Annotated in this window: 16 protein-coding genes and 1 tRNA gene; 8 read left to right on the forward strand and 9 right to left on the reverse strand. The window is 44.9% G+C overall.

All coding sequences use genetic code 11. The features are described 5' to 3' along the window. Window positions 1-252 precede the first annotated feature (252 nt). Window positions 253-5,868 (reverse strand): alpha-2-macroglobulin family protein, encoded by a 5,616-nt coding sequence (locus tag E4N66_RS06690; protein ID WP_253727392.1) that lies wholly within the window; start codon window positions 5,866-5,868, stop codon window positions 253-255. A 525-nt stretch (window positions 5,869-6,393) separates the two neighbouring features. Here E4N66_RS06690 and E4N66_RS06695 point away from each other — a divergent pair. From E4N66_RS06695 to pth, 5 genes are all read left to right on the forward strand, one after another. Further along, window positions 6,394-7,515: a leucine-rich repeat protein gene (locus E4N66_RS06695; RefSeq protein ID WP_253727393.1), complete on the forward strand. Its 1,122-nt coding sequence runs from the start codon at window positions 6,394-6,396 to the stop codon at window positions 7,513-7,515. Between the two features lie 369 nt (window positions 7,516-7,884). Next, window positions 7,885-8,097 (forward strand): type II toxin-antitoxin system VapB family antitoxin, encoded by a 213-nt coding sequence (locus tag E4N66_RS06700; protein ID WP_253727394.1) that lies wholly within the window; start codon window positions 7,885-7,887, stop codon window positions 8,095-8,097. Continuing rightward, entirely contained in the window at window positions 8,094-8,264 is a 171-nt protein-coding gene (locus E4N66_RS06705; RefSeq protein ID WP_253674598.1) for a PIN domain-containing protein, read from the forward strand. The genes E4N66_RS06700 and E4N66_RS06705 overlap by 4 nt, the downstream gene beginning before the upstream one ends. A gap of 12 nt (window positions 8,265-8,276) precedes the next feature. Next, window positions 8,277-8,729 carry a D-aminoacyl-tRNA deacylase gene (dtd, locus tag E4N66_RS06710; protein ID WP_253674948.1) on the forward strand — a complete coding sequence of 151 codons (453 nt, stop codon included), beginning with the start codon at window positions 8,277-8,279 and terminating at the stop codon, window positions 8,727-8,729. Window positions 8,730-8,745: 16 nt separating this feature from the next. Continuing rightward, window positions 8,746-9,378, forward strand: coding sequence for an aminoacyl-tRNA hydrolase (gene pth, locus E4N66_RS06715; protein WP_253727395.1), 633 nt, complete (start codon window positions 8,746-8,748; stop codon window positions 9,376-9,378). Between the two features lie 64 nt (window positions 9,379-9,442). Here the strand turns inward: pth and recA are convergent, their stop codons facing one another. The 3 genes from recA to E4N66_RS06730 form a co-directional block, all read right to left on the reverse strand. Further along, window positions 9,443-10,780 (reverse strand): recombinase RecA, encoded by a 1,338-nt coding sequence (recA, locus tag E4N66_RS06720; RefSeq protein ID WP_044016395.1) that lies wholly within the window; start codon window positions 10,778-10,780, stop codon window positions 9,443-9,445. Window positions 10,781-11,110: 330 nt separating this feature from the next. Next, window positions 11,111-11,776, reverse strand: coding sequence for an ABC transporter ATP-binding protein (locus tag E4N66_RS06725; protein WP_044016399.1), 666 nt, complete (start codon window positions 11,774-11,776; stop codon window positions 11,111-11,113). A 24-nt stretch (window positions 11,777-11,800) separates the two neighbouring features. Continuing rightward, complete coding sequence (locus E4N66_RS06730) at window positions 11,801-12,187, reverse strand: DUF4418 family protein (protein ID WP_044016401.1); 387 nt, start codon at window positions 12,185-12,187, stop codon at window positions 11,801-11,803. Between the two features lie 177 nt (window positions 12,188-12,364). Here E4N66_RS06730 and E4N66_RS06735 point away from each other — a divergent pair. From E4N66_RS06735 to tsaD, 3 genes are all read left to right on the forward strand, one after another. Further along, window positions 12,365-12,438 (forward strand) — tRNA-Pro (locus E4N66_RS06735). 206 nt (window positions 12,439-12,644) lie between these two features. Then, window positions 12,645-14,138 carry a divergent polysaccharide deacetylase family protein gene (locus E4N66_RS06740; RefSeq protein WP_253727396.1) on the forward strand — a complete coding sequence of 498 codons (1,494 nt, stop codon included), beginning with the start codon at window positions 12,645-12,647 and terminating at the stop codon, window positions 14,136-14,138. Window positions 14,139-14,182: 44 nt separating this feature from the next. Beyond that, complete coding sequence (tsaD, locus tag E4N66_RS06745) at window positions 14,183-15,205, forward strand: tRNA (adenosine(37)-N6)-threonylcarbamoyltransferase complex transferase subunit TsaD (protein ID WP_253727397.1); 1,023 nt, start codon at window positions 14,183-14,185, stop codon at window positions 15,203-15,205. Here the strand turns inward: tsaD and E4N66_RS06750 are convergent. From E4N66_RS06750 to E4N66_RS06770, 5 genes are all read right to left on the reverse strand, one after another. Then, window positions 15,177-16,163 carry a helix-turn-helix transcriptional regulator gene (locus E4N66_RS06750; protein WP_253727398.1) on the reverse strand — a complete coding sequence of 329 codons (987 nt, stop codon included), beginning with the start codon at window positions 16,161-16,163 and terminating at the stop codon, window positions 15,177-15,179. The two genes, tsaD and E4N66_RS06750, sit on opposite strands and share 29 nt — an antisense overlap. Before the next feature lie 87 nt (window positions 16,164-16,250). Then, complete coding sequence (locus tag E4N66_RS06755) at window positions 16,251-16,937, reverse strand: hypothetical protein (protein WP_253727399.1); 687 nt, start codon at window positions 16,935-16,937, stop codon at window positions 16,251-16,253. 115 nt (window positions 16,938-17,052) lie between these two features. Beyond that, window positions 17,053-18,774 (reverse strand): leucine-rich repeat protein, encoded by a 1,722-nt coding sequence (locus tag E4N66_RS06760; RefSeq protein WP_253727400.1) that lies wholly within the window; start codon window positions 18,772-18,774, stop codon window positions 17,053-17,055. Between the two features lie 780 nt (window positions 18,775-19,554). Beyond that, window positions 19,555-20,343 (reverse strand): leucine-rich repeat domain-containing protein, encoded by a 789-nt coding sequence (locus E4N66_RS06765; protein ID WP_253727401.1) that lies wholly within the window; start codon window positions 20,341-20,343, stop codon window positions 19,555-19,557. A 37-nt stretch (window positions 20,344-20,380) separates the two neighbouring features. Further along, complete coding sequence (locus E4N66_RS06770) at window positions 20,381-22,669, reverse strand: AAA family ATPase (RefSeq protein WP_253727402.1); 2,289 nt, start codon at window positions 22,667-22,669, stop codon at window positions 20,381-20,383. Between the last annotated feature and the right edge of the window lie 69 nt (window positions 22,670-22,738).

Here is a 22,738-nt window from a genome sequence, read left to right on the forward strand (position 1 = left end):
TTTGAAATAGACTGTCCAGAAGTGTACATCCGTGTACACTTCTGGACGCGAGTTTTTGCTGTGCAACAACATCACTGCTGCGTAGAACCACGGACATCCTTGTCCGTTCAGCAATTACAAGGCGCGAACACGTAAGCCTTTTGAAATAGACGGTGCAGATACAAGGAGTTAGGCAAAAAAGTACCGCAGGCGTATCTTTGATACGTTGAGGACACTTTTTTGCCGTACGACACAGTAGATGCACCGTATATTTCAAAAGGACACTTTGAGACCCGGCACCACCGCCCTAATCGAATTATCGTACATCGCTTGCGCATGGATAGCCGGTATAAAGTATTCTCCTTTATAGGCAACCGTTGCATAGAACTTGTAGGTTACCGAATCCCTACGCGCTAAATCAAAGTAGGTATATACGACGTCGTCTCTGATATCCTGATAGGCAAAAGAATCCGAACCGTCGCTGCTGTCCAAGGCTATCCGATCGTTGCTGATTTCCCAATAGGTTGGGATGGGGAACGTCAGCGCGATATTTTCAATCTTTTTTGCCATCCGGTTATCGACGCTTATTTTGATGACAAATGAATCGCCTACCTTTAAATCCGCAGGAGAAATCCTGTCGCCGTCGGAATCGGTATACCGGACATCAAGGTCGATATTTTCATTCTGCCGCTGTTCCGTTCCCGGTATGGACATACCTTCTGCGGTTAAAATGCCGTAGAGAATCGCTTTTCCGGTGTTCGTTACTTCGATGGTCTGCTTGTCCGCTGTTCCCGCAGGCAAGGCTTCGATAATCGAGGCGTTTTTAAGCTGTCCCTGCCGCAACGCGCCGTTCGCCGTAACGGTATAGCTGCACGAGGCTGCATCGCGGTTTTTGTAATAGGGTAAAAGCGAGAATAGGAGCCATGCGGTCTCTTGCGTGCTGCACCAATCATCGGAGGAAAGTACGGATGCAACTTCGCGGGCTGCTTTCGCTGCCTTTACATCATCCTGCAGCAGTGTACATACCATCAAATAGAGCGCCTGTATGCGGGTGGACGAACCGAAAGAGCCGCCGGTATACCGGTAGGATGTCTCCTGTTTAGTCAACGCGCCCAATGCATCTGCAAATACGTCTTCCGCCGTGTCATCCCTGCCTGTAAGCGAGTATGCAGCAGCAAGCAGCAGTGCAGCGGAAGCATCAAGGCGTTCATTTTTCAACCGGTTCATTGCGCCGATATTCGGGCTGCCTGCAAGCGCAAGCGAGAAGAGCCGGTATGCCTGTATTTCAGCCGAATCTTCACTATAGGATTCCCATTCCGCCGCGGAAGAAGCAAGCCAAGAGGTCAGCGGTTTTTTAATCGAATCGGGTACCGCATAGCCCTGCTTCTCTGCCTCCGTTAAGAAGTGGAGCGCATAGCTCGAACCCCATGCGGACGGCGCGCTGTTGCCCGGCCAGTATGCGAAAGCTCCCGATGCGGTTTGATACTGAGGATAGCGTTCGATAACCGATTGGATATGCTTTTGAATGCGCGTCTTTTCCTGCGGTGACAGTTGTACAAAGTCTGCGAGATACAGCTGCGGGAAACCGCCGGAGGTAATTTGTTCGATACACCCGTGCGGATATCGAATCAGGTAGTCGAGCCTGCTTGCTAAATTGAGCGCCGGTATGGAAGAAAGCTCCAGTGAAAGTGTTGTCGAACTGACTTCTCCCGGACTTTGCACGCTCACAATCGTTTTTTCCGAAGGTTTCAGCGTAAACGGCGTACGGTAGGTAACGGGAATACCGCGCGCTTGCACCTCTACCGGCGTTATGGATTGAGCAAAACCTTTGTCCGTTTTTACGGCGGCGGTGAAGTCGGCAGTACCGGCCGCTTCCGTCTTTACTGTGAACGTAACGGTCGTATCCGAAGAAGCGGGTACCTTTACGGTTTTTTCAGCGTTAAAGGACGGAATAGCGCCTTTTGTATTCAAGGTGATTTTTGCATTTTGTGCAGAGTCTGTCCCGTTGAATACCGTAACGGGTACATCGATACGCTCATTGACACCGAGTGTACGGGGGAGCGCTGCCTGTATCATAAGGTCGGCCTTTACGGGAACGGTCTTTTCCGCAATACCGTAAGCACCGTTAAAGCCTGCAACCGCAATCGCCCGCACGGCTCCGACATACTCAGGCATATCGAACGAAAGCTGCTTCTTTTCACCGGCGGCGATCGTAAAGGGACCGAGGTATTGCACCACCGGTTTAAACCGATTGCTGCCCCGTTCACGGTTATCGACAAGGTCTTCGGAACCGCCGATTGCAAGCAGCGTTTCAAGTTTTCCGCTGTAGGCGTTCATAACGTATTTGTATAAATCCCAGCTCGAAAGTTGCGACGCTTCCTTCTTATAGAATTCGCGTCTCAGTTCCGGCCCGTGATAGTTCGTTAATCCCAACAGCCCTTCGTCGACAACGGCTAGCGTGAATGTCATCGGTTTTCCGTTTTGTTCGGATACGGAGATAACCGCTTTTTCGTTGGGCGCATAGACGGCCGGAGCGGTAATCACCGGAGTGAGTTTTGTGGCGGGATTATCGACCATCACCGGTACGATACCGTAAAGGCGGATCGGTAAACTGTTCGCCGTTTGCAAGTGTTGCTGCAATACCGTGATATGCACGTACACATTCGGCGCCATCGCTTCCGTCAATTTCAGTTTATACACCGTGGTATCTTTGGCGGTTTCGAGCCAATCCTGTTTGAGAATTTCGCCGTTCTTTTCTACCGTAACGAGCGCTCTGTTTCCGGCGCTTGAGGCAAACGAAACAGAAGCGGTTTCGCCCGTGCTATACTGCCGTTTGTCGGTGATGAGCGTAACCATCGCCGCGCTGCCCGAACCGTTTTCTTGAGCGCGTCCCGCCCAGCCCGGCCAATCGATATACACGATTTTTGCCGCACTGTGTCCGCGCCGCCCGTCGGAAACCGTAACGAGGTACCGTCCCCATGAGGGATATTTTATTTCAAACTGAAAGCTCCCTTTTCCGTTTGTAATGGGTACCGAGCCGCGTACAATTTCATAAGACGAGTTGCTGGAGACATACGTTGCGTCGGTGAGGGCGTCTTTTTCCCACCACCATTTCCAATCCAATTTATGAATCGTATAGGACAGTTCGCCGGAAGGAACCGGCTTACCGTCTTGGTCTATCAGCAGTACATCGGCGGTATGCTGAACATCGGTTAAAAGCATTCCCCGTGCGGCATCTCCTTTCGGCAGCCGCAGACCGACATAGCGGCTGTACGGCGAATACGGGAAAGCGCTTTGTTCGGTAGAAAAGGCTCCCGACGGTTCAAAGATGCGGCTGACAAAATGCGCCTGTAGTTTTCCCGGTACGGGATCATCTGCGCCGATGGTGAAATGTTCGCTGAATGTTGCCTTTGAAGCGCTATTCAGTGTTCCTTCCCAAATGGTTGAGCGGCCCAGTTCCATTTCTACCGACGGATTGGTAAAGCTGAAATCGGAATAACCGAAATTATCCGGCGCAGAGGTAAAGAACACGGCAACGTCTGCGTTGTAATTGGGCGCCGGCGCTCCGTGCAGCCATGCCCCCGAAAGCGTAAAGTTGTTCGTACCGCTAGTAAGCATTTTTTTCTCAGGTTCCAGTTTAACCGACAGGCGGTTCGGGACGACCGTTTCAATGCGGAGCGGTCGAGTCCATTCCTGTCCGCCGATTTTTACCTTGGCTTGCCAGAGACCGGTTAGTGCTCCGGCGGCAGTTTTTGTTTCCACCGGATAAAAGCCATTTACCGAATGTGTTAGGAGACGCGACTCCGTTACCCGTCCGAGCGGGTCGGAAAGTTCAAAAGAGACCGGAATATCCGCCGGCAGGGTTTTCTGTAAATCCTGCAGCACAAAGGTAAGGTAGAGCGGATCACCCGGCCGCCATACGCCGCGCTCTCCGTAAATGAATCCTTTTACGCCGCCTACGGTTTTTTCGCCGCCGGTTTCAAAATGACTGACGCTCAATCCCGTTCCGGCTCCAATTTTCAAATATGAAGTCTGCCCCTTGTAGCTTGCCGCGATGAATACTGCTTTGGAAGCGTCTTCGAGTACTGCGGAGCCGTTTTTGTCCGACCGGAGTTCGGCATTTTTTGAGCCGACATACGAATAGCAGGTAATTTCCGCTCCGCTGATAGGCTGTGCCGTTTTGATGTCGGCAACGCTGACGTACAGTTTTCCGCTCGTTGTCTTTTTCGCCATAATGCCGACATCCGAGATAAGAATATTCCGCTTTATCAAATTCTTACTATTAAAACGAGGAATGTAAAAAGCCGGATGATAGGGATTATTTTTATTTGACCAATAGGTATCCCGCTCATCATAATCCAAATCTTCCCAATAATTCCAGAAACTCTTTTCGTCGGGCGGCAAATCAGCTTCGATCATATCGGGAGGCTGCGGCAGCGAAGCAAACGCTTCATCGGCATCGGAGGGAATACGGTATTTGATATTCTTTTTTCTGAATGAAATGCGTATTTGAAACATCCCATGAGGATATTTTTTTGTGAGCGCCGACACATCAATTCCGCGCGGAATGTATTTATTCTGCATCGAATCGTCCCAATCGAATGAAACATTTTGCGTCCACACCGGCTCGCCCACACGGTACAGTTCATCGGTTCCGTCCAATTCGTTGACCTGCAAGAATTGAACGATGTTATGATCGTAAATAGCAAAAGCTTGTATTAAAAGACCGCTCACATTCCGTGTCTCGACCGGTAGCACCGTTCCCTGTGAAGACGGTAAGATAGTTCCGTCGGTCATAAAACGCACGGACGGCAGTTCCCAATTATCCGAAAGAGTGATAGTCCGCGCTGCGGCAAGGTAGATACCGTTCGAGCTTTTGATCCCGTTTGAAATGCGGATAGTTTTGATATTCCGCCAATTTGAATCGTCATAAATCGTCAGTACGTTACCTCTGACTGATACATTGACATCATCGCTCCGAGAACCGTCTTCATTGTGAGTCGAAATAAAATCCTGGATATCCTGGGAAGCGTCGAGTCGACCTGAAAAACTCACCAGTATGGTATTCTTTTTTGAAGTATTGATATCGATGATGGAAAATTCGTCTTTTGCCGGAATATCGAATGATTTTGTGCCTGCAAATGCCGCATCCTGTTTTTTCGACAAACCGAGCTTCCGCCCCTGCCACGAAACCGATAAGCTCCGCGCCCGTTTTTTAATGCCGATATTTTGGATAAAAAATTTCCACACTTTTCCCGACGAACCTTGTTCCCATTGCATTGGGCAGGAGCTTCCCCAAAAGCCTCCTGACTTTGCCGAAACACAGTGCCGGATGGTATCCGCGGTAACGGGAATGTCTGTAGTGATACTGCCGCTGAGCGAATAAGCATCCTCATCTTGATTCAGTGTTAACGTATCCAGCGTGACTTCATAGGAAGGGGTGTCTGCTAAAAACACATGGCGGTATGTACCCTGCGCCGTCTCCTTCCCGAAAAGCTTTGCACAGTCTGCGGATAAGATGATTTTACGGCTGGAAGGGTAGGGAGCTGACGGCGTAAACACAACCGTTTTGCTGTCTTGGAGTTCCCATGTCCCCGTCTGCCGGGGAGAAAACTGCAAAGCCTGTTCAGGTTCGCAGATAACATCGCAGGCAAAGCTGACGGCAATAGGAGCAAGCCTTCCGATATTGGTCGGAGAAATCGCCGTAACGAATTCCTCCGTTCCGCTGTCCGCAGCCGTTTGCCGCTTATCGGCGCATCCGGTAAAGCTCATAGCTGCGAATATAAACATTGCAGCGAGACACAGTGCCGCGGCAATGGGTATACGTTTCATTTTTTTGTTTTTGACGTTTCTTGTCAGTATGTAGGAAAAAAGACCGATATGTTTCATAGTACGCTCCCTAAAATAGATAATAAATCAAATCTATTCAGCGGTCAATTACGGATTTCGTATGCAGGTACTAAATTTTTTTTCTTGCGTTTTCGGATTTTGGACTATATAATAATACCTATGTTGAGTCGCAGAATTGGATTATCACAGTATAAAAATCTCATTTCCAAAGCGGACCCCATATCGGAGCAAAATCGGTATACAGGGCTTGACACACTCATAGTCGGCAATACAATTTTCACAGTTCACAGTTCACAGTTCACAGTTCACAGTTCACAGTTCACAGTTCACAGTTCGAATGCTTTTTAGATAATTTTGTATATTTTAATCAAAAACATTCTAATTTTTTCTCATCGGTAAAGGCGAAATGGGATCATCCAATCCACTTTTTTCAGTTTGTATACATCATTAATAGAGCTTTGTATCGGAATGCCTCGCAAGCGATTTGGTTCGATACCGGATAATTATCTGTTATTCCTTCGATTATTTTGTAATTACGTAATATTTTATTTATAGGAGAAAAACATGAATATGCATATACATAAAATGGGCAAACGTTTGAACTGGTTTGCAGGAGTGTTGATGTTTGCCATTGTCTTTACGCTAACAGGCTGTAAACCGATTAATGGACACGATACGAAGAAACCTGGTGTCCCATCTACGCCGGAGACCTTTTCATTAACGTTTAGTGCAGGAGAGTATGGTACTTTGAAAGTAAAATCTGATGGTATAGCAGAGAGTTCTACAAGTCCAATAAACATAGAATTCGGCAAGACCGTTGAATTTACGGCAGTCCCGTCTTCCGGATATCAGGTAGACCTGTGGACGGTAACACCGTTAGGTGCTCTGATGTCAGATGGAAGGCAGGGAGATACAACTGCAAAAGTAAAAATTACCGCAAATACAATGGTGGGTATTACGTTTAAGCCTGTATATACACAAGTCCTATATACCGACTTGGATAATTGCCTTAAAACGATAGAACCTGCAGTTGATGGTATCTGTTATATCGAAGTAACCGGTCTTACAAAAAATGATGTAAAGCACGATTGGGACGGTGCAAGTTCTCAAGCAAATGCAAGCCCCCTGGGGGAAATGCTGAAAAAGTACAGTCAAAAACGAATCGCCTTAAAATTCGGTGACACACCAATATCCGGTCTTACAGATATGGACTGTTGTTTTTACGGATGTGCAAATCTGGTAGAAGTGTCAGATATTCCCTCAGGTATTTCTAATATGCAAGGTTGCTTTATCGACTGCACGAGCCTTGAAACAGCACCGATTATTCCCGCAAGTGTCATAAATATCAAAGAATGTTTTGCTGGATGTACCAGTCTTAGTCGTGTACCGGTAATTCCTCAAAATGTTCAGCGTATGGGTGAATGTTTTTCTGGATGTATCAGTCTTGTCAGTGTGCCGGTAATCCCCGCAACGGTTGAGAAGATGAAGGAGTGTTTTAATAACTGCACAAAGCTTACTGCTGTTACACTCCAGTGTAATTACAATGATAAGTTTGAAAATGTTTTTCAGAATTGTACCGGTTTAACAGCGGGTAGTATAAAGGTCCCGACCGATCAACTGCAAATGTATAAAGATCATGCACATGAACTGGGGGCGCAGGCAGAATGGTTTACAAAGGATGAATGATCCGCTGTAGGTTTCCATATGACAGGGTAGCCGAAGTGCAAAGAAGCCAGACGGTGCCCTGCCATGATATACGACCGCAACGGGACAGGGATGCCTGAAAAGTTGCTTGTTTTTTCGACATCCCTGTTGTTTTTTCATCTACGCCTTTACAATAGGCACCCACAGTAAAAGGGGAGGACATCTTTAAAAACTGTAAGTCTATCGGCTTGTTTTGTAAGGAAACTCATTGTTAGATTTTTAGAGGTTCCCGCTAATATATTTTTCTTATTTATTTGTGCAGGCATGTATTACAAAGTACCCGATTCGTTTATACTGATGAGTCGTTTAGACTATCGCTTGCTTCTACACAATGATATGTGTAGAATAGGTATGGAGGGTGATAAAGTGGCGACAAATCTTGCAATAAATGAAGAATTACTCAATACCACTTATGAAATCGGCGGGTACAGCACAAAAAAAGAAACGGTAAATACGGCACTTGAAGAGTTTATTGAACGGCGAAAATCCGAAGAACTCATACAGCTGTTTGGAAAAATCGAATATCATCCTTCTTATCATTACAAGAAGATGAGATCGCGATGAAGTTTGTATTGGTTGACACTTCCGTATGGTCGCTTGTTTGTAGAAAAAAGCGTCTGGATAATAACGATAAAAATTTATCAATACTTACATTAGATAAAGATTTTGAACAGTATCGGAGATATATCGATATTGAACTCGTAAATACGATCGGGAGATATACGGAATGAGGAGCGTGTGATATGCGAGCAGTAATACAGCGGGTACGGTCGGGAAGCGTGGCAATTGAAGGCTTTGAAACGCAGACCATCGGCAAGGGCTTTGTGATTTTATTGGGAATTTGTCCTGAAGATACTGAGGACGATATAGATTGGCTGGTTAAGAAAATCGTACAGATGCGGATTTTTGAAGACGATGAGGGGAAGATGAACCGTGCCCTTGCGGATGTGCAGGGCGACATTTTGCTGGTCAGTCAGTTCACCCTGTTTGCCAGTACCAAGAAAGGAAACCGCCCGTCCTTCAATGCAGCGGCAGAGCCTTCGATTGCAATCCCGCTCTATGAATGCTGTATCCGCAAACTGAGCGAAGCGCTTGGTAAGCCGATAAAAACCGGACAATTCGGAGCGGATATGCAGGTGGAAATTCACAATGACGGACCGGTTACGATCATAATCGACACGAAGGTAAAAGAATAATTACGGGTCAAAAAAGATGATTTCGTTAATAGCATTTTTAGGAAATGTCGGGCGGGAGTATGAACGCACCCGGCATAACGCAGCGTGGATTGCTGCGGATCGTTTATCTATTTGCAGGGGAATTTCGTGGCAGCATAAGTTCCGCGGACTGTACGGGCGGTTTCCGGCGGCAGTGAGCGCAGGGCAGGCTGTTCATGCTTTAAAGCCCGAAACCTATATGAACCTATCGGGGGAATCAGTAGGGGAGGCTGCCCAGTTTTTCAAAATCCCCCCGGCGGAAATACTTGTCGTGCATGATGAACTCGAACTGCCCCCTGCCGCTTTGAGCCTCAAGTGGTCGGGAGGGCTCGGCGGACACAACGGGCTTCGCTCAATAAAGGCTGCGCTGGGTACGCCGGACTTTTGGCGGCTCAGGATCGGTATCGGGCGTCCCGGCGGAAAAAAAAGCAGCAGCGCCGATCATCCCGATATTGCAGGCTATGTGCTGTCTCCTTTTTCTCAAGAAGAATTCACCCTGCTGGATGCGGCGCTGCCTCAGCTGGAACCGCTTTTTACCGCACTCATCACCGAACGGAAGGAGCCGCAAACGCTGCTTTCCGCATGGACGAAGGTACTGCCGAAAGCGGTAGATCCGGGGATGTCTCAATAGTTGGTTACTTTTTGAACATCGCCATCAGCATAGCCGATAGGCTTTCAGTTTTTGGACAGCTTCTTTAAAAGAGCTCGTTATCGCCGTCAAAAGCGCTGCCCGGCTTTGATTTATGTGCAGCGGATACTGCTGCAGAATCGGTATCCAAACTTTCAGTTTTGCCGCTAGCGAGAGCTGCTTTTTCGAGCATGGATTTTTTCCCTGCCGGAGCAGTCTGAGCATCGGCTTCTTTATCAACCTTTGTATCTCCCGGTTTTACGGAAGCTGCCGCCTTTGACGCCCCTGTCTTTGCCGCAGCCGATGCTTCGCCGGTGCCGGAATCGGCAGCTTGATCGGTTTTTACAAAACTCGACACGTATTTTTGGTTGGGGAACAGCTGAGCACGCAAGGTCTTTTCAAGATCGATTGCAACATCGGGATTATCCTCCAAGAATTTTACGGCGTTGTCATGCCCTTGTCCAATCTTATCTTCTTTATACGAGTACCATGCGCCTTTTTTGTCTATCAATTCGTATTTTACCGCGCAGTCCAGCAAGCTGCCGTAGGGAGAAATTCCCTTGCCGAACAGGATTTCCAGCTCAACCTTTCGGAACGGCGGCGCGACCTTATTCTTTACCACTTTGATGCGCACCTTGTTTCCCCATGCTTCATCCTCATCCTTGCCGAGCACCTCGCCTTTACGGACTTCGATACGTACCGAGGAATAGAATTTGAGCGCATTACCGCCGGTGGTGGTTTCCGGGTTACCGTACGCAATACCGATTTTCATACGGATTTGGTTGATAAAGATGAGAATACATTTTGACCGTGAGATAATCGCCGTCAATTTCCGCAACGCCTGACTCATTAACCGGGCTTGCAATCCCATGTGTGAATCGCCCATTTCGCCGTCAATTTCCGCTTGCGGCGTAAGAGCTGCTACCGAGTCTACAACGATGACATCCACCGCACCCGATCGGACGAGGTTTTCGGTGATTTCCAAAGCCTGTTCTCCCGCATCGGGCTGGGCGACCCACAGTTCGTCGATATTGACACCGAGTTTTTGCGCATACTGCGGGTCAAGGGCATGTTCGGCATCCACAAACGCTGCAATACCGCCCCGCTTTTGCGCTTCGGCGACAACATGGAGGGCAAGCGTAGTTTTTCCCGATGACTCCGGACCGAATATTTCGATAATTCTGCCGCGCGGATAGCCGCCGATACCGAGCGCTTCGTCAAGCAAGATACTCCCCGACGGGATTACTTCGATACCGCTTGCTGCCGTTTTTGTGCCGAGCTTCATCAAAGAACCCTGTCCGAACTCTTTTTCGATTTGTAGACGTGCTGCTTCCAACGCTTTCAGCTTTTCGTCGGCATCGGTAATATTGGTTACCTGATTTATTTCTGATTTTGTTTTTGCCATTTATGGCCTCCATAATTAAGTGCGTTCGGCCGGCGCCTCGTCAGAACATTATCATGACATTCTGCAAAAGCATTTTTTGCTTCCGGCACATTCCGGCTGCCGCATTGCTTCTTATCTTTGTTATATGTCTTTGTTGCGATTTTGGCTTAAAAAAACTGCTGAAAATCACTTTTTTTTTAGAAATTTTTACAAAGAATCAAATTTTTTTCCTGACCGATGTGTTTTTAATCGGAAGGGCAGGGCAGCCGACAATACTGCTGCAATGATTTATAAAAAAATGCCCGTTAATTTATAGCATAAGACACATAAGAAAGCAATATTATGGAAAAACTACACTTTTGAAAGGGTTCCGGCGTCCATCCGGTAAGTCGTACAATTCGGATCTAAAATATTGGAATCATGCGTTACGATAAGCACGGCAGTTCCAAGTTTGTTTATATCTTTTATAGCCTGCATGACACCGGCTGCCGTTTCCGCGTCGAGGTTTGCAGTCGGTTCATCAGCGATGAGCAGCTTGGGCGCATTCATCAGTGCACGCGCAATAAGCATCCGTTTTGCTTCTCCGCCTGAAAGATTTTTCGGCATTTCATTTTTTAAATGAGCTATTCCCATCACTTCCAATAAGCTCAGCGCTCTCCCTTCGGTATCGCCGTCCCGGTTAAATAAAAAAAACGGTACGCGGACATTATCAAGTACCGAAAGATTCGGTAAAGCGCCGAGCGATTGGGGGACAAATCCTATCGACTCGTTACGGTAATAGCTTTTTTCAGTATCGTTCATCGTTGTGATGTCATTATTTTCAAATAAAACAGCTCCCGCAGTCGGTTCTAAAATGCCTGAAATAAGGTTCAGCAATGTCGTTTTTCCCGAACCGGAGCGGCCGACAATAAAGACAAAATCGGAAGAATCGATATTGAAATCGGCCTCCTTAACGGCAAAAAAATCGGAACCGCTTCTGGTAAACGTTCTGGAAAGCTGTTTTGTTTGCAATAACATATCGTAATAATCCAATGGCAAAATTTATCGTTTTCTGTTAACGAACAGATATCCGACATCAATGGCTATCAGCACGATTGCCAGCAGTAAAATGACGGGTTTGGTATAAACGTTACAAGGCATGGTCGCAGTCTTACATGTACCGATAACAACCGTTTGCAATAATATCAAACAAACACCGAGCCCGATATTGGAAAATGCGATACCGATGCGGGAACTCTTAAATAGTAAGAAGATGACACCTAATGCGGCAATTAAACCGCCGAGCATTCGGACAGCCTCGCCCATCCAATGGCACTTCATAAAACCGCCGTCAGCTTTCGGAAAACAGACATGTGCATATCCGAAGGGAGCAAATAAAACGAGCAAACCGATGATAACGATTAACGTTCCTATAATATATTTTTTCATAGTATAACCTCACTAGCACATCAGTATATACGAAATACGGCAAAAGTCAATCTATGGTTACATTATTCTTTGAACATTCTATCGATTGCGTCGGAACAGAATGTGACGTGATGCAACACAGCGTATTGACATAACGGAACTTTATCGATAATATCTGTTTCTGTTATTAAAACAAAACGGGCAATAGCGCAGTTGGTTAGCGTACAAGTCTGGGGGACTTGGGGTCGCCGGTTCAAATCCGGCTTGCCCGATTATTTTCTCTATTTTGTTTCTATCCCTATCATACTTTTATTATATCTTTCCATTAAAACGGCTCTATCTTAAAGTATAGAGATTTATAGCGTATACGATAAATGATTTCTTTACAGAACAAGCTGATAGGTGTGCGGTTTTTAGAGGCTCCTCGATAGCGGCTGCCCTGTACAAATACCGCTTGACATTAAGCCGTACTGTTTTTATGCTTTTGCCTATGCCCGAAAAAGAGAATAAAGTAAAAACAAGCAAAAAAACGTCGCCGAAAAAGACGGCCGGAAAAACCCAATCGAAAACCAAAAGCCGCACAGGCACTACCACTGCAAAGAAAAAGCCGCGCAGTTCAACCGCTCGTAAAAAGCGTTCGCACGGGAATATTATTGCCGCATTGGTGATATTGTGCGTTCTGCTTTTGGGGCTTAATCTTGTTTTAGTATTAAAATTAGTGCCTAATCTTAAAAATTCATTAAAACAGGATACCGGCACGGCGCAAACTCAAGTACAACAGGACAAACTCTCAACCGAACAAAAACGGAATGAACCGCTTACGGCAGCACAAGAACCTTCACCGCCGGTTACCGTGCCGCAGGGTGCCGCACAAGCACAGCCGCATACCGATTCCGCGGTGCAGCAAAAACGGCAAAACACACCGGCAACGCAGCAAAAAACGGTGTCATCACAGGAGAAAGCGCCGACTGCCAAAAAAACAACACCGGCTGCACAACCGGCGCCGCATTCACCTGCCGCTGCATCTGAGCCCCGAACCACTTCGGCCACACAGAAAAAAGCACCGGCCATACAGAAAGATACAGCTAAGAAAGAGCAGCCGGCAGTTCATGCAGCTCCACAAAAGAATACCGTACCGGAAAAACCGGCCGTACCTGATAAAAAAAATACTAAAAATACTGTACCCGAGAAACCTGCCGTACCCGATAAGAAAAAAGCCGTACAAACAGTACAGCCGATGCAGCCTGCTGCAAAACCGGAAAAGCCGCGCAAGCGTGCCCCTTATGCCGGGAACCTCACCTTTGTGTTCGATGACGCGGGGCATAACCTCGATCAGCTTGAATACTTTTTGCGGCTGCCATTCCCCTGTACTATTGCAGTTTTACCCGGATTGCGGTACTCTAGCGAGTCGGCGCGGCAGATACGCAAAGCCGGCAAACAGGTTATTCTGCACCAGCCGATGCAATCGGTCGATCTGCATATTAATCCGGGACCGGGCGCCGTTACGCCGGGACTTTCTGCGGAGCAAATCAAAAACATCGTCAGAAAAAATCTCGAAGAAATTTGGCCGGTAGCCGGGATGAATAATCACGAAGGCTCACTGATGACGGCGGATGAGGCAGCAATGAGTGCAGTCTTGGATGTCGTAGCGGAAAAACATATATTCTTTTTAGATTCGCGGACAACCGCTCGGTCAGTCGTTGCGAAGGTTGCAAAGGAGAAAAACATGGCTGTCTGGGAACGGGCAATTTTTATTGATAACGATAAAAGCCGCGCTGCAATGGAAACGCAAATTAAAAAAGGGTTGAGCATTGCGAGACAGAAAGGCTCTGCCATCATGATCGGCCATGTCTTTACGGTTGAGCTTGCAGAGCTTTTAACCGAAATGTATCCTGCGCTTATCGAAGACGGATTTTCGCTTTCGGCAATTGCTCAAGTTGCACAAAAAGACACGGTTAACTTCGGCAACTAAAAGAGGATGTCCAAAGTTAATCATGGAACAATAGGAATAACAGAATGAAGATACTTGGAATAGAAAGCTCCTGCGATGAAACGGCAGCTGCCGTCGTGGAGGACGGACATAAAATCATCAGTTCGGTAGTGGCAACTCAGATACCATTTCACGAAGCATATAAGGGTGTCGTGCCTGAGATTGCGAGCCGTAAGCACACCGAATGGATCTTACCGGTTGTCAAAACCGCTTTGCAGGAAGCGGGTGAAACGTTGCAATCGATAGACGGTATCGCCGTAACCAATCGGCCGGGGCTGATGGGGTCGCTGCTGGTGGGGCTGACCTTTGCGAAAACTCTCGCATGGGCATGCAATAAACCGTTTATTGCCGTAAACCACATGCTCGGGCACCTGTACGCAGCGCATCTTGAGCAGGACATTCCTTATCCCTACCTCGGTCTTTTGGTATCAGGCGGCCATTCGCTTATCTGTAAAGTATACGATTTTGATTCAATCGAAGTGCTTGGTAGTACCATCGACGATGCGCCGGGCGAAGCATTCGATAAGGTTGCGAAGTTCTACGATTTCGGCTATCCGGGCGGCGTAATTATCGACCGGCTGGCGAAAAACGGCGATCCAAAGGCTGCGAACTTCCCGATGCCGGTACTGCACGAATCCGGCCGCCGGTATGACGTGTCCTATTCAGGCTTAAAAACTGCGGTCATCAATCAAATCGATCAATTCTGGAATCCCGGATATGAAAAAACGCCCGAAAATATTGCGGCAGCCTTTCAATCAAGAGCCGTTAAAATATTACTGCGTTCCCTGCTGCGGGCGGTAGAAGACACGGGACTGCACACGATTGTCGCAGGCGGCGGCGTTGCAGCCAATTCGCTGCTCCGTGAAAAACTTGCCGAACAAAAAGGTTTAACGTGCATCTTTCCGCCGCTCAAGCTCTGCACGGATAATGCCGCCATGATTGCCGGAGTAGGTTACCGCTATTTAGCGCGCGGGGATAGAAGCTCCCTCGATTGTCCTGCAAGCGCCCGTGTCGAAGGATTTAAACGCCGGAAATCCACCTCAACATAGCTCGTATTTCTGCTTGCCAGTCTTGCACAAAATCCTCCGGTTCAAGCGGCTGTGCGTTTGAGCCGTGAGACAATACCCATTTCAATATCCGGTACCCCTGCGCTGCGGAAAAGACTATTTCGGTTTTTCCTTCTTCATCATATTCGGTAATTTTTTGATTATCAGCCCATACGGAATCTTTTATTGCGAGACGAGATTCGCCGTAGAATGCAATACGGTAGGTAACCGTTTCCGGTTCCATAAATGAGCCGAATCTTCCGCCGCCGCAGCGGGAGATAAAGTCGTAATTTTCTGGCAGTGTAAAAAGCTCATCGGTAGTGCAAAGGTGTTCAATACGCGGAATATAAAAAAGCCGTTCCGCTTGGCGTTCTTCTGCATAGCCGAATAGAAAATATCGCCCGTCATCAAAAAGGAGCTGATACGGACGGACACGCCGGTGTACCTTTCCCCTATCCAATACACCGCAGTAATCGAATTCGATCGTGCGGTTTTGAATCATCGCTTGGTAGAGTGCGGTAAATACCGCTTCATCGATAATAGCATAGGGCATCGGCGGAACGGCGATACGGTCAATAAAGGCTCCCGTTCCTTGCCTTTGCGGAAACGTAATAACATCAATGGCGGCAACGAGTTCTTTGTAGATCGGCGTTCCCTGATATTGCTGCAGCAGCGTTTTTGCAGCAACGAGCGCTGTTACATCTTTTTGCGAAATATTTTGAATCGGCATTTCATATTTTTCGCTGTAATAAAATCCTTTCTTTTGCGGATTATATTCGATGGGTGCATTAAACCGATCCCGCAAAAACGTTATATCGCGGCTTATTGTCGGAACACTGCACTCCAGTTCTTTTGCAAGTTCGGATGTCTTAGGAAAGCATTCTGCTTTTATCCGGTTATGAATATACGTGAGACGTTCCAACATTTGATGGGTAATTGCACGGTTTGGTTTCTTTTTCATAGTGTTATTATAGTAGGAAAGGGGAGATTTTGGAATCTGCAAAAAACGTAAAATGTTTTTGCAGATTCCGGTGCCTTATGGTTATTTTTATAACTTCAATTCACTCAAATATCGGGAGACATCAAAATATTTTTTTAAGAATTTATGCCATTCGAGAGGATAATACCCGCTCCTTGTGCCGCTTGTGTGTCTTAAAAAAATCATGTCGATGGATTCACCGTCTAACTCGATTTTAAAATATCGGGGATAGGCCTGATTTATTTTATCATCTCCCCATTTTTCTTGTTTAACAACAAGTCCGTCATACTCCAAGCGTGCCAAAAAATTACTCGATTCTACACCCAATGAAATCACCATTTTAGGTTTAAGGACTTTCATCGTTTCAAAAATGATTTTCCAACCGTTTTTAAAATCATCCGCAGTCGGGCGTTCTTCGCTTGCGTTAAGAAGCCGCTGAATAATGACTTGGTAGACAAAACTGTCTGAAATTGTCGTCATCTCTTTTTTGCTCAGCTCTTCATCATAATCTCTATTCAACAGCGTTTTTTCAAAATTGCGGATAACGTTTGTTCCTTCCTCGCCGTTTTGATGCATACCGATAAAGCTGCGGGTAAAATCGATGCCGTACTCGTCAGGACTGTCGCCTGCGCAAAGATAGTGGCTTTCTCCCAATACCATCAGCTTTGTCTGACTTGCGGAATAGTTCTTTCCTATCCACGGCAGCCAGTGAAGATTGTTAATCTGTAAAAGCTGTTCATCAATCTTTTTGTTCATTTTTTCTCCTCCTTCCGCCTTCTGCGGATTTGATATGTAATAAATAATGGAAGGCTTTAACCACCTTGCTGCCGCTTCCGATAGGGAATCCCTTAAAAAGGAAGCGGCAGGTGTTTTAGTTTCTAGTCCAGCTTGCGCCGTAATATTTATTGCGTAAATACTCTGCAGCTTTTGACGCGTCCGCTAAATCCTCCGGCGCTATTGCTTGTGAAGCAGACAGTTTCCATCCTGCCGTATTCTCGAATGTCACACTTGTCAGCTTATCACAGTACATAAAAGCCCAGCTTCCAATTTTGCTAACACTATTCGGTATGATAATGCTTGTTAAATTTTTACACTCCCGAAAAGCAGTCTCGTTAATAGTAGTAACACCTGTACCAAGGGTAATATTTGTTAATCCGGTACAACGATAAAAAGCCGCGGTTCCGATGATAGTAACGCTATTAGGAATAGAGATTTGCTTTAACTTCGAACAACTCTTAAAAGCCACGGTATCAATTTTGGTAACACTGCTAGGAATAGAAATTTGTGTTAGCCCTACACAGTTCTCAAAAGCAGCGCTACTGATAATGGTAACCTTATTTGGAATGGTAATATTCGTTAAACTTTTGCAGTCTTTAAAAATACATGATCCGATAGAGGTCAAACTATTTGGTAGAATAATATTCGTAAGTTTTCTGCAACCTTCAAAGGCTCTATCGCCAATGGAAGTAACCCCGTTCGGTATAGTAATACTGATAAGTCCGGAACAGCCGATAAAAGCCAATTGTTCGATTTCTGTAACTGAATCCGGTATGGTAATATGAGTGAGATTCAAACAATCGTAAAAAGTATATCGACCAATGCTTGTAACACCGTTTGGTATAGTAACACTCGTTAATCCTTGACAGTCTGCAAAAGCATAGTCTGAGATGCTAGTAACAGTGTCTGGAATGATGAGATCGCCTACAAGAGCATCTTTATCAATTACCCCCTTTAAATATCCACCCGCGTCAATATTCAAAAGTGCGATATTGGCTTGTTTTTCTTTAAATGTAACGCTTACGGTTGTATGCGCCGTTACGGTAAACGTTGCTTTGGTGCTATCAGAAGGATTCGCCACCGCTCCTGTCCACGCTTCCACTTCGTAAGCAGAGTCTGGTGTTGCGGTAAAAGTCAGTATTGAACCTGCTGCAACCATACCGTCTGCGGGAAGGGGCGTATCCGCGATTAGTGTACCATTACTGCCGCTGCTGAGCGCTACATGGTAGTTTTGAACTTCCGAACTATTGCCGGGCTTTTTAAACGTAGCGGTTACAACTGCATTTGCCGTTACGGTGAGCGTTGCCTTATTTTTGTCGGCGTTATCAGGTGCAGCCCCAGTCCATTCAACTTCATACCCCTCGTCAGGTTGTGCGGTAAAGGTTAGCGTTTTGTATTGTTCAACCATACCGTCTGCGGGAAGCGCAGGACTTACCGTTACCGTACCGTACTCATTTTTATTGAGCATTATTTTATACTTTTTTATCTTCGGTTTAAAAGTAACGGTAACCGTTGTTTTTTCGGCTACAGTCAGTGCCGCCTCTTTTTTATCAGCGCTCCTGGGAGCGGCCATTATCCATGTATCAACTTCATACCCCTCGTCAGGTTGCGCGGTAAAAGAAAGCCGCGTATGCGCTTCAACCATACCATCCGCAGGGAGCGTCGGCTTCACTGTTACCGAACCGTGCTTGCCGGAGTTGAGCGTTACCTTGTACTTTTGGGTTTGCGGCTGTACGTGGGCAGGACAGCCGGTCATTATTACGGCGCCGGTAAATAATACAAGCGCACTAAGAAGTAAAATATATCTGCATTTCATAATACAACTCCTTTTATACATAGCATGAGGTCAGCCTGTTTTGATGTCGTCGAAAACAGGCTGACCTCATGTCAATCATAGAGCTTCAATTCACTCAAATAGTGTGAGGAAACATCACACTATTTTTTTAGATGACTTATCTTATATCTTAAAGCACTCAATTTTCCCTCTATAACGCGGGATGGTGTTTCTTATACGGGCTCTTGCTACAGCTGCCGCTTGTCAAACTTGATAATGAAGAATATTTCGCTCCACAAAACTTACAGGTATACTGACTTTTCTCAGCTCCTTCATACAACTCGTGGTGTTTTCCTTCCGGATTACGAGAACAAGAACAGGAAGTTAAACCTGAAACGCTTGAGTAGTTTATACCACACCATTTGCAATAAAATTTCTGTGCCATAATAATCTCCTTTTGGCATTTATTTTTCGAATTGAATACGTGTAACCTATTTGTTGTTCCTGTACAAACAGCATGTGCTGAATTTACATGAGCCGTCATTTTGTTAACATCGTTCCAATTCAATGAAATCTCTTCCATAATATTCCCCTCAAAAGTCAAGCATAAAAATATTTTTTCTTGAGCTTTATTCATAGGTACTGAAATAGTATCTATTGCTCTCAATCTGCGCTTTCCCTTCAATGATTGTCCCAACGACTATACTAATAGCATAGTTAGTCTATCAGGCGATGATAGAGGTAAAAAAATCTTTTTAACAACTGATATTGTTCGATATTGCCGTATGGCGGGATTTCAGTCATAGCTTGTTTTCCTTGATTTTATTCGTGCGGAGGGGTGAGTACCTCGCTGCTCAATCGATTTACGATAATGTGTTCATCTTGTATAGAACTGTCAGAATGCTTTAGTAGTTTTTTTACTGCATTGCTTGCTACGATAAACTGTGCGTTGCTTTGAATATTACAAAAGGCATTATTTCCGATTTCAGTAACGCTATCGGGAATTCTAATAGCTGCTAAGCGGCTGCAGGCACCAAAAGCTTCCTCACCGATTTGAGTAACGCTGTCCGGTATGGTGATGCTTGTTAAACCGGTGCAGCAAACAAAGCTTCTGTATTCAATTGAGGTAACGCCTTTTTCGATATTCAATTCCGTTAAACCGGTACAACAGACAAATGCCCACTCGCCAATCTTACGAACGCTGCTCGGAATTTTGCTAGTTTTTAAACTGCTGCAACTCTTAAACGCGAGGTTTCCGATTTCGGTAATGCCCTGCGGTATGGTGATAGTGCTTAAATGAGTGCAATTAAAGAAAACACCGATACCGATTTTTGAAATACCACTTCCAATAATAACCTCTTTTAAATCGGTACAATCGCGGAAAAGCCAGTCACCGATTTTAGTAACGTTATCAGGTATAACAATACGTGTGAGACCGCTGCAGCTTTCAAAGGCGTGATGAGCAATTTCTGTAATTGTATCCGGTAATATAAGACTTCCAGTAAGGTAGGCGCTATTTGTTACGCCGATAACTATCCCGTCTGTGATTTCCAGCAACTGTACATTTGATTCTTCTTCAGCAGTAAGCCGTAATGCAGATCGTTGTTCCATATTGTCCTCCGGTTATGTTCTATACATTACCTATCAGTTATGCATTGATATTAAATCCGATCATTTTTTGTACGCCGTTTTTTTCTTGCTGCATCTGTGCTAATTCAGTAATAATATATTCAGAAGTTATTTTTTCTTGCGGCATAAACCGTGCTTTTCCATAAAGTGCGTTAAAATCCCCCGGAGTAACGGATTGCCATTGGTTGAGCTTTTCTATTTGATCAGCATTAAATGACACATTACGAAAATATTTCATCAACAAAGTTTTTATTCCGTTTGCAGAGAGGGCTTGAAACTTAACCATAATATGAAAGCGGCGCTGCAATGCAGGATCCATGATGCTGCGCATATTGGTAGTGCAAATCAATAAACCGTTAAAGGCTTCTATCTGCATTAAAAATTCATTGACCATTGTCCGCTCCCAAGTATTTTCTGCATTGAAACGGTTGGTAAAAAATGAATCAGCCTCATCAAATAACAGTATCGCATCCTGTCTTTCCGCTTCTTCAAAAGCCTCTTTAATATTCTGTTCACTTTCGCCGACATATTTTCCTAATATATCAGAGGCTTTTTTTAAAATAAGCTCTTTAGCCAAAGAATTTGCAATATATCGTGCAAATTCTGTTTTTCCGGTACCGCTTAATCCGTAAAACAGCATACGGATTCCGGCGGGAACTTCTGTTTGTGCAAAATCAGCATACGCTGTTGCATTTTTTATCATCGTGAGAATATCATCCGGTTCGATAGAGGTGTTGAGCGCTCCAATATCGTATGTCATCTGTATTTTTCTGCCGGCATGGGAACTACCGTATACAAGCCCGGAATTTGCTTCAAGCGTATTTTTTACATCAATAACGATTTTCTCTTCAGTTTGAGTGCTGCAATGAACACTATTCACCGCTTTTATCATATTATCAATTGAGGCTCCTGTTATACGGTAGTTGTCGCAGAGATCAACAAGTGTATGTAAGACTTTACCGCTTATGTTGCTGTTTTGTAATTTCGACTGTGCAATTTTTTTCAAAAGCGATTTCGGCATTTCATTAAACTTAATTGAATACGTAAAACGCCGCAACGTAGATATGTCAAGAAGATCAGTATAATTAACAATCCACACAACTTTATTGATATTATTATCAAGCATCTTATTTACAATTCCTTTTTGAGTAATGCTTGTGAACATCCTAAAATGCGGCTCTATTGTTTTTAAGATATTTTCAGCTTCGTCAATAACAAGCAGTGTATCTTGTTTAGGAATAGAAAGAATACAATGTAAGCGTTGCAATGCTCTATCTGTATCCAGCTCATTTTTAAATATAAACAGTCGCAGTCCGCTTTCTTTTGCAAGTGTTTTTGCAAATTCCGTTTTACCGGATCCGGGACTTCCATAGAGTAAAATATTTGACGGAAAGTTACTTTTTAGAAATTGTACTGCTAAGTTTGAGTACCCTTTTTTTATAGAGTAGCTATTGAGATTAAAGGCAGCGTTTGTTTTTTCTTCTTTTAATGTTCCGGAAAAAAACGCATCAAAATTTTTATTGTAAATACAATAAATACTTTCGTCTTCGATATACCCGCTATCTTGCATTAACCCGAATGAAATAAGCTTTTTATCATTCTCAAATAAGCTTCTTATTGCTTGTAAAGACGTATTAATACATTTTGCATATAGCGTTATTTTATTTTCTGTATCTTGGAATAATACATCTCCATAAAAATTATAGAGTTCATAGATTGTCTGTGTTCTATATGCTGCCGTAAGCAATACCGCTTCTTGGTGTGAAAGATGTAAGGTATCAAATAGAAATTCAACAGGAGTTATATCATTAAGTATCTTGGTTATCCGTGCTGAAACATTTATTCTCTGAGGAATGCTATACGTATCATTGTTATTTATCTTGGTGGAAAAGAAAATAAGCGCGATAATTTTAGCAAGGTTTTCTTTCTGCATAAAAACACAACGGCAAAGATTTATCGTAAAAATGGAATCGGTCGTAAAATTGTCGATAGCAGCAGCGATTTTCGTATCTTCTTTAAAATTTACATCCAATTTACTCCCGTATTCAAACGGATGATTGTAATTTTTTCCAGGCGTAAATACCGTTAGCTGTTTTTCCTTTATCCCTTTTTGAATAAATGCTTGCACAATTGTTTCAGCTTGTGTTTCTTTTTTTAGACGCACAATAAGTGCCTGTAATAACATCAGTAATGATTTATACTTATCCAGATGTTTGCTATTCGAACATAGATTATAAAGATACCCGGCTACAGCCATACATTCCTGCTTACTTTCATCATCGATAAATCTTATTATATCCGTCTGCATAGTTCCCCTCGCGTTCCCTTCAATAATTGTCCCAACAACTATACTAATAGCATAGTCAGTCTATCAGGC

It is taken from the genome of Treponema sp. OMZ 857 (assembly GCF_024181085.1).
In the GTDB taxonomy this organism is placed as follows: Bacteria; Spirochaetota; Spirochaetia; order Treponematales; family Treponemataceae; genus Treponema.